We start from the raw sequence: 13,684 nt of genomic DNA on the forward strand, positions 1-13,684 counted from the left end.
ATGACACCGGAAACCGCCATCACGGAGATTGGCCGCGGCCTGCAAATGGCGCTGTTGATGGGCGCCCCTCCCCTGCTGGCGGTATTGGTCGTGGGCGTGGTGGTCGGCATCATCCAGGCCGCCACCCAGGTGAACGAGCAGACCATCGCGTTCGTGATGAAGGCGATTGCATTGGCGACGATACTGGCACTGACCGGGCACTTCCTGCTCGGCAAGATGGTGGCGTTCACCATCGGCCTGTACCAGCGCATCCCGCACTTGATTGGCTGACCGGGAACCCGCGCGATGGACCCGGCGACCGCCACCGCCATCGATGGACTGAACCTGTTCGGCATGCTTGGCCAGGTGCTGTGGTACCTGCTGCGCATAGGCGGGACGTTGCTGGCATTGCCGATGATCGGCGGCCGCGGAATGCCGGTGCAGGCGCGGTTGATCGTCGCCCTGGCGCTGTCGGCGACGATGTCCACCGTGCTGCCCGTCCCGCCCATCGCCGCGATCGACGCGACAACGGTCCTTACCGTTGTGCGGGAACTGGCAGTCGGCATCGCCATTGGACTGATGCTGCGGCTCGCCTTCGAGGCCGGGCAACTGGCCGGCGAGCTGGTCAGCCAGGGCATGGGGCTGTCGTTCGCGACCCTGGCGGATCCGTTGAGCGGCGCATCGTCGACGGTGCTATCGCAGTGGTTCTACCTGACCTTCGGGTTGCTGTTCTTCGCCCTCGATGCCCACCTCGCGCTGGTCGAGCTGCTGGCCGACAGTTACCGGACGCTGCCAATCGGCGCGCCGCTGGTTGACCTGCACGGTTTCCTGGCGGCATTGCCCGCATTCTTCGCCACCTGCCTGCGGGCGGGATTGTTGCTGGCGCTGCCGGTAATGATGGCGCTGTTGACCTCCAACCTGGCCTTCGGCGTGCTCTCGCGCGCCGCCGCGGCGTTCAACCCGATCGCGATCGGCCTGCCGGTGGCCCTGGTCGTTGGACTGGTCTTGCTGGGGTTGCTGGCACGGGAACTGCAGGAGCCGATACAGCGACTGTTCGGGGAAGCCTTCCTGGCGGCGCGCGCATTGACCGGCTGACCGCTCTCAGCCTGCCGGTCGCGCTGTACCCGACTGGCCACTCAGTGGCCACAGCAGGAACCCTGTCATGTCCGGCGATCAAGAGGACCGCACCGAGCAACCGACCGAGAAGCGCCTGCGCGAGTCTCGTGAAAAAGGCGATGTCCCGCGCTCCCGGGAACTCGCCAACGTGGCCGTGCTGGGGATCACCGCGACGGCATTGATGTTGCTGGCGCCGGGAATCGGCACCGCGGCGCAGAGCTGGCTGGGCGGCGCGCTGGCCTTCAATCCGGCCATCCTCGGCCACCCCGACCGCTTGATCACACACGCGGTGACCCTGGCCATTTCACTGATGCTGCCGGTGTTGCCGGTGCTGGCCGCCGCATTGGTGGCCTGCCTGATCGCGCCGGCCCTGATGAGCGGCATCCGCTTCTCCAACAAGGCATTGCAACCGGATTTCAAGCGTCTCAACCCGGCCTCGGGCCTCAAGCGCATCTATGGCAAGGACGGCTTCGCCGAGCTGCTGCGTTCGATGCTGCGGGTGCTGCTGGTGGTTGGCACCGGCGCCCTGGTCATCATCGGCGCGGTCGACAACCTGTTGCTGATGCCCCGGATGGGACTGCATGTCGCCATCGACACCGGCCTGCACACCGCGATGACCGCGCTGCTGGCGATGTCGGGTTCGCTGGCGTTGATTGCCGCCATCGATGTGCCGTGGCAACGCTACCAGCACCGCAGCAAGCTGAAGATGACCAAGCAGGAAGTCCGCGACGAGATGAAGCAGACCGAGGGCAACCCTGAGATCAAGGCCCGGGTGCGCCAGGTCGCACGCCAACTGTCGCAACGCCAGACGATGGAGGCGGTGCCCAGCGCCGACGTGGTGGTGATGAATCCGACCCACTACGCAGTCGCGCTGAAGTACGACCCCGACAACATGCGTGCGCCCCGGGTGGTCGCCAAGGGTGTGGACGAGACCGCATTGATGATCCGCGACGTGGCCGGGAAGCACCGCATCACCGTGGTCGAGGCACCGCCGCTGGCACGCGCCTTGTATAGGCAGGCCAAGGTCGACCAGGAAATCCCCGTGAAACTCTACGCTGCAGTCGCACAGATACTGTCCTACGTGTACCAGCTCAAGCGCTGGCAGCCGGCGCACGGTCCGGCTCCGTCGTTGCAGCCGTTGGACGTAGGCGCGGACGGCGCCGTCGACCCGGCTGACGGGGGGCCGGCAGCGTGAGTGCAACCATGAGCCGGTTTTCCATAGCCGACCTCGCCCGTTCGGTGCGCGACGGAGCCGCCGCCCCGGTGGTGGTGTTGGCGATGTTGGCGATGGTGGTGGTACCGCTGGCACCGTTGGTGCTGGATGCGTTGTTCACCATCAACATCGCGCTGTCCCTGGTGGTGTTGTTGGCGGTGGTTTACGTCAAGCGGCCGCTGGAATTCTCGGTGTTCCCGTCGGTGTTGTTGATGGTCACCCTGCTGCGGCTGGCACTGAACGTCGCCTCCACCCGGGTGGTGCTGCTGCATGGTCACGAAGGTCCCGGCGCGGCCGGGCACGTGATCGAGTCGTTCGGCAATTTCGTCATTGGTGGCAGCTACGCCGTCGGCCTGATCGTTTTTTCGATCCTGACCATCGTCAACTTCATCGTGGTAACCAAAGGCTCCGGGCGCATCGCCGAAGTGTCGGCACGCTTTATCCTGGACGCGATGCCCGGCAAGCAGATGGCGATCGATGCCGATCTCAACGCCGGTTTGTTGACGCGCGAAGATGCCAAGGCACGGCGCCAGGAAGTCTCGGAGGAAGCCGACTTCTACGGCTCGATGGACGGCGCCAGCAAGTTCGTCCGCGGTGATGCGATCGCCGGCCTTCTGATCCTGGTGATCAACCTGGTCGGCGGCATCCTGATCGGCGTGATCCAGCATGACATGGCATTCTCCAGCGCGGCCCAGGTGTACGCACTGCTGACCATCGGTGACGGTTTGGTCGCCCAGTTGCCGGCGCTGCTGGTGTCCACGGCGGTCGCGATGCTGGTCACCCGGGCAACCCGCGAGCAGGACATGGGACCGGCGGTATCGGCGCAGGTATTCGGGCACAAGCGCGCACTGTTCGTCGCCGCCTTGCTGCTGGGCCTGATCGGCGTGGTCCCGGGAATGCCCAACCTGCCGTTTCTGACCCTGTCGGCCATCGTCGGCTATGCGGCCTGGAAACTGCACAGGCGCGAGACGGCCGCCGCCGCGACCGCGGATACCGATGAGGCGGCCACCGGCAGCAGCCAGAACCAGGCCATGGCCGAGCTGAGCTGGGACGAAGTGCGCCCGGTGGAGCCGCTGGGGCTGGAGGTGGGATACAAGCTGATCGCGCTGGTCGACAAGACCCGTGGCGGTGAATTGCTGGCGAGGCTGAAAGGCATCCGGCGCAAGCTGACCCAGGATCTGGGCTTCCTGATCCCGGCGGTGCACGTGCGCGACAACCTGGAGCTGTCGCCCGGCCAGTACCGGATCCTGGTGCATGGAGTGCCAATGGCGACCGGCGAGTTGTACCCGGACCGCAACCTGGCACTCGACCCGGGCCAGGTATTTGGCCCGTTGGAAGGCATCCCCGGCAAGGACCCGGCATTCGGGCTGGATGCGGTATGGATCCCGCCGGACCAGCGCGCCCATGCCGAATCGCTGGGCTACACGGTGGTGGACGCCGCCACCGTGGTCGCCACCCACCTGTCGCACGTGGTGCGCGAACGCGCCTCCGAGCTGCTGGGTCACGACGAAGTACAGCAGCTGCTGGCCAGCGTGGGCAAGGCGACCCCCAAACTCGTCGAGGACTTGACGCCCAAGTTGCTGCCGCTGTCGGTCGTGGTACGGGTACTGCAATCGCTGTTGCTGGAGAAGGTGCCGCTGCGGCAGATGCGCCAGATCGTGGAGGCACTGCTGGAGCACGGCGCGCACACCCAGGACCCGGCCGCTTTGACCGCTGCGGTCCGCAACGCACTGGGGCGCTTCATCGTCCAGGAGCTTAATGGGCTCAAGACCGAACTGCCCGTCTATACCTTGGCGCCGGCTCTGGAACAGGTATTGCAAGAGTCGGTCAACGGCACCGGCGCCGCGTTGGAACCAGGACTTGCCGAGCGGCTGCACCAGAACCTCAACGATCTGGTGACGCAGCAGGAGGGACGCGGCGAACCGGCCGTCCTGCTGGTGCCCGGCGGGATCCGCGCAACCATCGCGCGGCTGGTGCGGCACAGCGTACCGGCCCTGTCGGTACTGGCTTACACCGAAGTACCGGAAGAGAAGCGTTTGCGGTTGGTCGGCTCGATTGGTTGACAAACCAGGGCCTGGAATAACGGGAACAAGGGAACAACGTCATGAGAATCAAGCGCTTCATTGCCACCGACATGCGCAGCGCATTGCGCATGGTGCGCGAGGAACAGGGGGCGGAGTCGGTCATCCTGTCGACGCGTCCGACCGCCGACGGGATCGAGGTCGTTGCGGCGACCGATTACGACGAGGCACTGGTGCATCAGGCGCTGCGTGCCGCGACGCCGGCACTGTCGCCGACGCCGGCTGCCACCAGGCCCGACGAGCTGCCGCCGGCAACCCCCGGACACGCGGGCCGGAACCACGACGACGCGAGCGACAAGGCAGCCGTGACGCCGGCATCGGGCCCCGACTCGAAGACGTCGCCACCGCGCGACAGTTTCGCCAGCCGCGCACGCGCCGTGTTCCGCATTGGTGGTTCCCCGGAAAGCCATGACAAGGAACACGCCGAAGCGACCCTGGCCGAGCTCACCGGCTACACACCGCCAGCGGCCGCCCTCCACCCGAATGCGTCACGCCCTGCCGGTGCGCGGCCACAGGCCAACGCTGCCCCGACCGCTGCAGCCTTGAACGCAGCAACCGGATCACCGACCCACTTCGAGGCGATGATGAATGCACTCGCCGACCGGGACCTGCTGCCAGCCGATCTTCCAGACCCGGCCCCAGTCCAGGAACCCACCTCACCGGCCACGACGATATCGTCGCTCCTGCCGGCACCGGCCGCTGCGGCCGAGGCCAGCATCAAGGTCGCGCCACCGGCGGTACACGTGGTTGCCGAGCCGGACCCCGGCATCATCGCCATGCGCGAGGAACTGGGTTCGATGCGACGGATGATCGAGCGCGAGATGGGCCAGTTCACCAGCGAACGCCTGCGCGGCTCCCCGGCGCGTGCCGCCGCCTACGACATGCTGCTGGGGTATGGCTGCGACGAGTCCCTGGCACAGACCATTGCCGCCAAGATCAACCCGGCGCTGGACCCGGACAAGGTGCGCGCACCGATGCTCGCCGAGCTGGCACGGATGCTGACCATCAGCCGCAGCGAGCCCATCGACGACGGCGGCGTGATCGCACTGATCGGACCGACCGGCGCCGGCAAGACCACGACCGTGGCAAAGCTGGCGGCCCGCTTTGCCGCCCGCCACCGTGCCCGCGATGTCGCCATGGTGACCACTGACAGCGAGCGCGTGGGCGCAATCGAACAACTGCATGCACATGGACGCCGCCTCGGCATCACCGTATGCGAGTCGAACGGGCCGGAATCCCTGGCCCAGACGCTGGCCCAGCTGCAGGACTATCCATTGGTGCTGGTCGATACCGCCGGTTATGGGGCCCGTGACCGCGCGCTGCTCAGCCAGATCACCTGGCTGCGTGCCACCCGCCAGTTGCGCAGCTTGCTGGTACTGCCCGCCAGCGCACACCCCCATGACATGAGTGAGCTGGTCCGCCGCTACCGGATGGCCAGTCCCGAAGGCGTGGTGCTGACCAAGACCGATGAGACCGGACGCCTTGGCGCGGCCTTGTCGGTCGCCATCCGCAACGGCCTGAGCCTGACCTACACCGCCCATGGCCAAAGCGTTCCAGAGGATCTGGAGGCCGCCGATGCGTCCAACCTGGTCCTGCAACTGGAGAAACTGCGCCGTGCGGCCGATAACCCCTTTGTCACCGAGGATCACCATGCCATCGCCTGACCTCCAACCCGTTCCCGCGATGATGGCGCAGCCTGCTGGCGCCACGCCGACAACGTCTGCGCGCGCGGCCCCGGTCCGGGTCATTGCCGTGGCCAGCGGCAAGGGCGGCGTGGGCAAGACCAGCGTATCGGTCAACCTGGCAATGTCGCTGCAGAACTCCGGCCAGCGCACCTTGTTGCTGGATACCGACCTGGGCCTGGCCAATGTCGACGTCATGCTCGGCTTGTCACCGCGGTTCACCCTGGCCGATGTATTCGCCGAGCGCTGCGAACTGCGCGACACCCTGCTGGAAGGCCCGGGTGGACTTTGGGTCGTGCCCGCTGCCTCGGGCAAGCGCCACATGGTTGAGCTGCTGCCACAACAGCATGTTGGCCTGGTGCATGCCTTCAGCCAGCTGGACCTGCCAATCGACGCCATGGTGATCGACAACGCCGCCGGCATTGCCGACAGCGTGCTGACCTTCTGCCAGGCCGCGCAGGACGTGATCGTCGTGGTGTGCGACGAGCCGGCTTCGGTCACCGATGCCTATGCGCTTATCAAGGTGCTCAATCGCGACCGCGGGGTCAGTCGCATCCAGGTGCTAGCCAACCAGGTCAACAACCCCGGCGAGGGCCGCCAGCTGTTTGGCAAGCTGGAGCGGGTCGCATCGAAATTTCTCGACGTGACCCTGAACTACCTGGGCGCGATTCCCCGCGACGAATGGTTGCGCCGCGCCATTCAGCGCCAGGAGGCGGTAACCCAGGCGTTCCCGTCCAGTCCCTCGGCGATGGCGTTCCGTGACATCACCCGCCGCGCCGGCCAATGGCAGTCCCCGCCAGGCCCCCGCGGGCATGTCGAGTTCTACATGGAACGGTTGATCACGCCCGCCCGGGGAGCCATCGCATGAGTCATGCCGCCGCTGCCTATCGCGCCAGCTTGCCGCGCCAGGATGCATCCGAAGTGGTCGAGCGCCACGGCGAGCTGGTCCGTCGCATTGCCCACCACCTCGCGGCACGATTGCCATCGAGCGTCGAGGTCGATGACCTGATCCAGGCCGGGATGCTCGGCTTGCTGGACGCTGCACGAAACTTCCAGGACGACCAGGGCGCGGCATTCGAGACCTATGCGTCGATCCGCATCCGCGGCTCGATGATCGACGAGATCCGGCGTGGCGACTGGGTGCCGCGCTCGGTACATCGCCGCTATCGCGACGTGATCGCCGCGACCCGCCGGATTGAGCAGGCCACCGGCCGCGCCGCCACCGCGCAGGAGGTTGCTGGTGAGTTGGAGATCGGCCTGGATGAGTACTACCGCATGCTGGAGGAATCCTCGCGCGGCCAGTTGATCAGTCTTGATGCGCACACCGACGAGCACGACGGCGAACCGCGCGTGGCCGCCGCTGGCGATGCCAACCCCGCACGCGCGTTCGATTATGGCGAGTTCCGGGACTCACTCGGCGAAGCCATCGGCGAGCTGCCCGAGCGCGAACAGCTGGTGCTGTCGTTGTACTACGAGCAAGAGCTGAACATGCGCGAGATCGGCGGCGTGCTGTCGATCAGCGAGTCACGCGTGTGCCAGATCCACGGCCAGTCGATGCTGCGGCTGCGCGCGCGACTGGGCGAGTGGCGCGACACCGCCATGGACCCGAGTGACTGAACCATCGCCGCAATCGAATCATCATTTTCAACCGCTTCCCGAGTGCCTCCAGACCCATGGACAAGAATATCCGCATCCTCATCGTCGACGACTTCTCCACGATGCGCCGCATCGTCAAGAACCTGCTCAACGACCTTGGCTTCACCAACACGGCCGAAGCCGACGACGGCACCACCGCCCTGGTAGAGCTGAACAAGGCGAGCTTCGACCTGGTGATCACCGACTGGAACATGCCCGGCATGCCCGGCATCGACCTGCTGAAGGCGATCCGCAAGGATCCCGCATTGGCCAAGGTGCCGGTGCTGATGGTCACCGCCGAGGCCAAGCGCGAGCAGATCATCGAAGCCGCGCAAGCCGGCGTGAACGGCTACGTCATCAAGCCGTTTACCGCCGCGACGTTGGGCGACAAGCTGGGCAAGGTATTCGAGCGCCTCGGGGCGGGCGCGTGAACAGCGACGACCGACAGGTCATCACCCAACGCCTGCACGCCGCGCTGTGGGCATTGGAAAACGACGACCATGACGGCTGGCGAGAGAACGTCGATGCGTTGATCCAATGGCGTACCCAACCATTCGTGCAGGGGCTGTCCCGACTCGCACGCGAACTGGAGCAGGCGTTCGGCGAGGATGGCAACGCGCAACCCAATGCAACCTCGCTGCCCGACGCCTGCGCGCGGCTGGAGCACGTGGTCACCCTCACCGAACGCGCCAGCATGCGCTCGCTGGACCTGGTCGATGAATGCAGCGCGCTGCTGCGCCAGCTGCCCACGCCGCTGGACGATACGCAACGCGATGCCATGCTCGGCATCCGCTCGCGACTGTCGGAGCTGACCGCCGCCCAGGGCTACCAGGACCTTACCGGGCAGATCATCCTGCGCGTGGTCTCGCTGGTACGCGCCGTGCACGTCGGGCTGGGTGAGGTGGTCGGCCAGGAGGAGTCCGGCATTGCGCCGCAAGCTTCCAACCGTGGCCACGGCCCCGCGATCGCCGGCCTGGATCCGGAGCCTGTCAGCCAGGACGACGCCAACACACTGCTGTCGTCGCTGGGGCTATAGCGGCATGGACACCGCGTCCGACATCTGCGCCGACTTTCTGGTCGAGGCGCGCGAGATCCTCGATCAACTTGGCGAGCAGATGGTCGCACTGGAGCACGCGCCCGCCGATCGTGAATGCCTGAACTCGGTGTTCCGCGGTTTCCACACCATCAAGGGTGGCGCCGGGTTCCTGGATTTCCCGGCCATGGTGACGATCTGCCACGCGGTGGAGGATCGACTGAACCTGGCACGTACCGGCGATGCGGTGCTGGATGCCGCTGCCTTCGACGGCTCCCAGCAGGCCCTGGACCTGCTGGTCGACATGCTCGATTGCGTCTCCGCCGGCGAGCCGATGACGCCCGCACCCCAAGCATTGATCGACAGCCTGCGGGTCGATGCGGCCATAACCGGAATTCCGGCAAACCACGACATCAAATCGCCAGCCGCCCCCGGCGGCGACGACCTGGATGAGCTCGACTTCGAGGCATTGCTCGACAGCCTGCACGGCAGCGGCGGCACACCCGGCGTGGTGTCGCCTGCAGCGACGCCGGAGCCGCCTGCGGCCATCCCTGCAGCCGTGCCCGCGCCACCACCGGCTCAACCGGCGGCGCCCAGCCCACCAAAGCCGCGCAAGCCTGCCGCCCCGGCGCACCAGGACGAGCCGACGGTGCGTGTCGACGTGCGCCGCCTCGACACCATGGTCAACCTGGTCGGGGAGCTGGTACTGGCGCGCAACCGCCTGAAGACCTTGCGTCCGCGACTGCATGACGAGGAACTCGATCGCGCGGTCGGCGCGCTGGACGGCGCGACCTCGCGCCTGCAGTCAGCGGTGATGATGGCGCGAATGCAGCCGGTCGGCCGCGTGTTCGCCCGCTTTCCCAAGCTCGCCCGCGATGTCGCGCGGCAACTGCAGAAGAATGTCGAGTTGGAAGTCGTTGGCGCGGAGACCGAGCTGGACCGCAATCTGGTCGAGGCGCTGGCCGACCCGCTGGTGCACCTGGTGCGCAATGCGATCGACCATGGCATCGAGTCACCCGAGGCGCGGCGCAACTCAGGCAAGCCCGAGCAAGGCCACGTGCGCTTGTCCGCACAGCAGGAAGGCGACCACGTGGTCATCGAGGTCCGCGATGACGGCGCCGGAATCGACCCGGACCGGATCCGCGACATTGCCGTGCGCAAAAGCCTGGTCGATGCCGACGCCGCAACCAGACTGTCGCCGGACGAGTGCCTGCAACTGCTTTTCCTGCCGGGCTTCTCCACCCGCGCCGAGGTCAGTGACCTGTCCGGGCGCGGGGTAGGCATGGACGTGGTGCAATCACGCATCCACGAGTTGTCCGGCCGGGTCCAGATCCAGTCGGAACCTGGGCACGGCTCGCGCTTCGTAATCCAGGTACCGCTGACCCTGGCGATTCTTCCGACCTTGCTGGTGGAGGTCGACAACGACGTCTATGCCTTGCCCCTGGTCCGGGTAATGGAGGTGCTTGCGCAACTGCCCGGAGCGCCCATGTCGATCGATGGCCAGGAGGTACTCGACCTGCGCGAACAACCGGTGCCGCTGTTGAGCCTGCGCGGCTGGCTGGGTGTCGAACCCGAGGCGACTGCGGGCAGCACCGTGGTCGTGTTGCAAGCCGGCGAGCAGCGATTCTGCCTGTCGGTAGACCGCGTGCGCGGTCGCGAGGAAGTGGTGATCAAGGCCTTGCCACGCACCTTGCGCGGGTTATCGGGCTATGCCGGCGCCAGTCTGATTGGCGACGGCCGGATGGCATTGATCCTGGACGTGGACGCGCTGTATCGAACCGGCGTGCGTGGCACGTCGCGACTCAAGTAATCCCCACCAGCACCGTTAACGGACAGTATGGACAGACTCAGCGTCATCGGCACCGTACTTGCGTTGTTCGCCCTCGTCGGCGGCAGCCTGCTCAAGGGCGCGGGCCTGTCGGGACTGTGGTCGCCGGCAGCATTCGTGGTGGTAATCATCGGCACCCTGGCCGCTATCCTGGTGCAGACACCGATGGACACCTTCATGCGCGCGATGAAGATCGTGCGCTGGGTGTTCCTGCCACCCGCGCATGACCGCCGCGCCATGATCATCCGGATCGTCGAATGGAGCACGGTCGCGCGCCGCCAGGGGCTGCTCGGGCTTGAACCCGAGATCGCAGCGCAAGAGGACCTGTTCGTCCGCAAGGGCCTGCAAATGGTCGTTGACGGACTGGAGCCCGAGACGATTCGGCAGATGCTGGAGATCGAGCTGTACGGACAATCCAGCCGCGACCTGGCGGCGGCAAAGGTGTTCGAGGGCATGGGCGTCTACGCACCCACCCTGGGAATCATCGGTGCGGTAATGGGCCTGATCGCGGTGATGAAGAACCTGGCCGATCCCAGCAAGCTGGGGGCCGGCATCGCGGCCGCGTTCACTGCCACCATCTATGGCATCGGCACCGCCAACCTGGCATTGCTGCCGGCCGCCAGCAAGCTCAAGGGCCTGATCAACCAGCAGACCGAAGAACGCGAGATGATCATCGAAGGCCTGATCGCCATTGCCCAGGGCGAGAATCCGCGCAACATCGAGATCCGGCTGAACGGCTTCGTACACTGAGATGGCACGCCGACACCAGCATGAGGAACATCAGAACCACGAGGCGTGGGCAATCCCGTACGCCGACTTGCTGACGCTGCTGTTGGCATTTTTCGTGGTGATGTACGCGATCTCCTCGCTTAATGAAGGCAAGTACCGGGTCCTGGCGGACTCCTTGTCCTCCGCCTTCGGCGGCGCGCCGCGAACCATCAGCCCGATCCAGCTTGGCGAGACCCAGTTGCGCGGCTCCTCTTTTGACCGTCCGTCGATCCAGACCGCTGCCTCCAAGGCCGGTCCGGCCGCCGCCACCCCGATCAACTCACCGCGGATGTTGCAAGTGCTGGACATGCCAAACTTCGGCCAGCAGGCGCGCAGCAGGCAGGCCGCGGCTGCCGCAGCGGCGACGACCGAGGTCGAAAACCGGCGTCAGGCTGACCTGCACTTGCTCGGCCAGCGTATCCAGGACGCGCTGTCGGAACTGGTGCGCGAGAAGTTGGTCACCGTGCGTCGCGGGCCGATGTTCCTGGAGGTGGAGATCCAGAGTGACATCCTGTTCGCCAGCGGCATCGCCACACCCAGTCCGCTGGCGGTGGAAACCATCCGCAAGCTGGCCCACGTCCTGCGCGATGAACCCAACGCGGTGCGGGTGGAGGGATACACCGACGACGTGCCGATCGCCACCGCGCGCTTCCCTTCCAACTGGGAATTGTCGGCCGCGCGCGCCGGTAGTGTGGTGCACGAGATGATCGATGCCGGCGTGGAGGCGACACGACTGGCCATGGTCGGCTACGGTCAATACCAGCCAGTAGCCGACAACACCACGGGTGAGGGCCGTAACGCCAACCGCCGCGTGCTGCTGGTCATCCTGGCCTCGCCGCAGGGGCCGGATGCCATCACAGCCCCCTTGGCGCCGGCAGTAGCCGCCGGCGCAACACCTGATTCCACGATGGCGACGGTCGCGCGCCCCAACCCGAACTCCGGAGCCGGCTGACATGCAGATCTGGGCCATTGCCAATCAAAAAGGCGGGGTGGGCAAGACCACCACGTCGCTGTGCCTGGCACGTGGACTGGCCGAGAAGGGCAACCGGGTACTGCTGATCGACCTGGACCCGCATGCGTCACTGACACGTGCTTTCGGGGTGCCATCGGACCCGACGCCGCCGGGCACCCACGACATTTTCTCCAGCCGGAGCGTGGAGCTGTCCACCCTTGCCCGTAGTACCCCGATCGACGGCTTGCAGCTGGTGGCGGCACAGCCTGCACTGGCGACCTTGGAGCGCCGTGGAGCCACCCAGCCCGGCCTGGGCCTGTCGTTGGCGCGCGCGCTGCATGCCACGCGTGGTGGCTATGACCATGTCCTGCTCGACTGCCCACCGACGCTTGGGCTGCTGATGGTCAACGCACTGGCCGCCGCCGACCGGTTGGTGGTGCCCACGCAGACCGACCCGCTGGCGCTTCACGGACTGACCGACATGCTGCGCACCGCGGACATGGTCGAGCGGTCGCGTCGACGCCCGTTGCCACGGCACATCCTGCCCACCTTGTATGACCGGCGTACCCGCGCCGGGGTACGCATCCTGGAACAACTGCATGACAGCTACGAGGCGCTGGTCTGGCCCAAGGCGGTGCCAATGGATACCCGTCTGCGCGATGCCATGGGGCTGACGGCGGCCACGCCACCCAGCGGCCGCGGTGCGCAAGCGTACCGCTCGGCACTGAACTGGTTGCTGGATGCAATACCGCAGCAACAGGAGGCCGCATGAGCTCACAGATGGTGGACAGTTACCTGGACGAGCTGTTGGCACCGCTCCAGGCGGCCACCAGGCTCGTGCCTGCACCAGTGCCCGTCCTCCAACTTGCGCCCGCGCCAGAGGTGGAGTCGGCACGACTTCCGGCCCGCCCGGCGCCAGCACCGGCTCATCAATCGGACACGGTAGCGCCGCCATTGCGGGCGACCAAGGCCGGGCATCGCTGGCTGCGCGCCTCCCTGGGCAGCGACCACTACGCGTTTGAACTGCTGCGGGTGCAGGAAGTGGTACGCATGGCCACCATCACTGCCATGCGCGGCACCTCCCGCGCGATGTTGGGCGTCATGAACCTGCGTGGACGCATCGTGCCGGTATTCGATCTAGCCCGCTGGCTGGGTACCGGTGAAGTCACCACCGACGAGAACGTCCGCATCATCGTGGTCGAGCGCGACGACGAGCTGATCGGCGTGCTGGTCTCGGCGGTGGAGGACGTGGTGACGCTGGCGCGCGAGCATATCGAGCCGCCGCTACCGGGCAACGACCCTGGCGGGGTACTCGGTGTCGCCCGGGTCGGCCGCGCCCCAACGGTTCTGCTGGATGCCAACGCGTTGTTTGAATGAATCTTCAAGTTCCCGCGCAC

The 13,684-nt window shown here is 66.4% G+C and carries 14 protein-coding genes; all 14 read left to right on the top strand.

The genetic code is table 11. From position 1 onward, the window contains the following. The 14 genes from ACW7G1_RS13550 (at position 1) to ACW7G1_RS13615 (ending at position 13,664) form a co-directional block, all read left to right on the top strand. A complete protein-coding gene (locus tag ACW7G1_RS13550; RefSeq protein WP_456960800.1) occupies positions 1-270 on the top strand; it encodes a flagellar biosynthetic protein FliQ in 270 nt (89 codons plus the stop codon). A 15-nt stretch (positions 271-285) separates the two neighbouring features. Further along, the gene (gene fliR / locus ACW7G1_RS13555; RefSeq protein ID WP_456980279.1) at positions 286-1,074 is read left to right on the top strand and encodes a flagellar biosynthetic protein FliR; all 789 of its coding nucleotides are present in this window, start codon (positions 286-288) and stop codon (positions 1,072-1,074) included. 67 nt (positions 1,075-1,141) lie between these two features. Continuing rightward, positions 1,142-2,290 carry a flagellar biosynthesis protein FlhB gene (gene flhB, locus ACW7G1_RS13560; protein WP_456980280.1) on the top strand — a complete coding sequence of 383 codons (1,149 nt, stop codon included), beginning with the start codon at positions 1,142-1,144 and terminating at the stop codon, positions 2,288-2,290. A gap of 8 nt (positions 2,291-2,298) precedes the next feature. Beyond that, the gene (gene flhA, locus ACW7G1_RS13565) at positions 2,299-4,371 is read left to right on the top strand and encodes a flagellar biosynthesis protein FlhA (RefSeq protein WP_456980281.1); all 2,073 of its coding nucleotides are present in this window, start codon (positions 2,299-2,301) and stop codon (positions 4,369-4,371) included. Between the two features lie 41 nt (positions 4,372-4,412). After that, entirely contained in the window at positions 4,413-6,053 is a 1,641-nt protein-coding gene (flhF, locus tag ACW7G1_RS13570) for a flagellar biosynthesis protein FlhF (protein ID WP_456980282.1), read from the top strand. Beyond that, positions 6,040-6,939, top strand: coding sequence for a MinD/ParA family protein (locus ACW7G1_RS13575; RefSeq protein WP_456980283.1), 900 nt, complete (start codon positions 6,040-6,042; stop codon positions 6,937-6,939). Before flhF ends, ACW7G1_RS13575 begins: the two co-directional genes overlap by 14 nt. After that, entirely contained in the window at positions 6,936-7,688 is a 753-nt protein-coding gene (locus tag ACW7G1_RS13580) for an RNA polymerase sigma factor FliA (protein ID WP_456980284.1), read from the top strand. The genes ACW7G1_RS13575 and ACW7G1_RS13580 overlap by 4 nt, the downstream gene beginning before the upstream one ends. A gap of 56 nt (positions 7,689-7,744) precedes the next feature. Further along, positions 7,745-8,137 carry a chemotaxis response regulator CheY gene (cheY, locus tag ACW7G1_RS13585; protein ID WP_456960794.1) on the top strand — a complete coding sequence of 131 codons (393 nt, stop codon included), beginning with the start codon at positions 7,745-7,747 and terminating at the stop codon, positions 8,135-8,137. Continuing rightward, complete coding sequence (locus ACW7G1_RS13590; protein ID WP_456980285.1) at positions 8,134-8,742, top strand: protein phosphatase CheZ; 609 nt, start codon at positions 8,134-8,136, stop codon at positions 8,740-8,742. Before cheY ends, ACW7G1_RS13590 begins: the two co-directional genes overlap by 4 nt. Before the next feature lie 4 nt (positions 8,743-8,746). After that, on the top strand, positions 8,747-10,549 hold the full coding sequence (locus ACW7G1_RS13595; protein ID WP_456980286.1) for a chemotaxis protein CheA: 1,803 nt from the start codon (positions 8,747-8,749) through the stop codon (positions 10,547-10,549). Positions 10,550-10,576: 27 nt separating this feature from the next. After that, positions 10,577-11,317: a flagellar motor protein gene (locus ACW7G1_RS13600; protein WP_456980287.1), complete on the top strand. Its 741-nt coding sequence runs from the start codon at positions 10,577-10,579 to the stop codon at positions 11,315-11,317. Position 11,318: 1 nt separating this feature from the next. Next, complete coding sequence (motD, locus tag ACW7G1_RS13605; RefSeq protein ID WP_456980288.1) at positions 11,319-12,287, top strand: flagellar motor protein MotD; 969 nt, start codon at positions 11,319-11,321, stop codon at positions 12,285-12,287. A gap of 1 nt (position 12,288) precedes the next feature. After that, on the top strand, positions 12,289-13,059 hold the full coding sequence (locus ACW7G1_RS13610; RefSeq protein WP_456980289.1) for a ParA family protein: 771 nt from the start codon (positions 12,289-12,291) through the stop codon (positions 13,057-13,059). Further along, the gene (locus ACW7G1_RS13615; protein WP_456980290.1) at positions 13,056-13,664 is read left to right on the top strand and encodes a chemotaxis protein CheW; all 609 of its coding nucleotides are present in this window, start codon (positions 13,056-13,058) and stop codon (positions 13,662-13,664) included. The genes ACW7G1_RS13610 and ACW7G1_RS13615 overlap by 4 nt, the downstream gene beginning before the upstream one ends. The last annotated feature ends 20 nt before the right edge of the window (positions 13,665-13,684 follow it).

Source organism: Lysobacter sp. A378, from assembly GCF_054052125.1.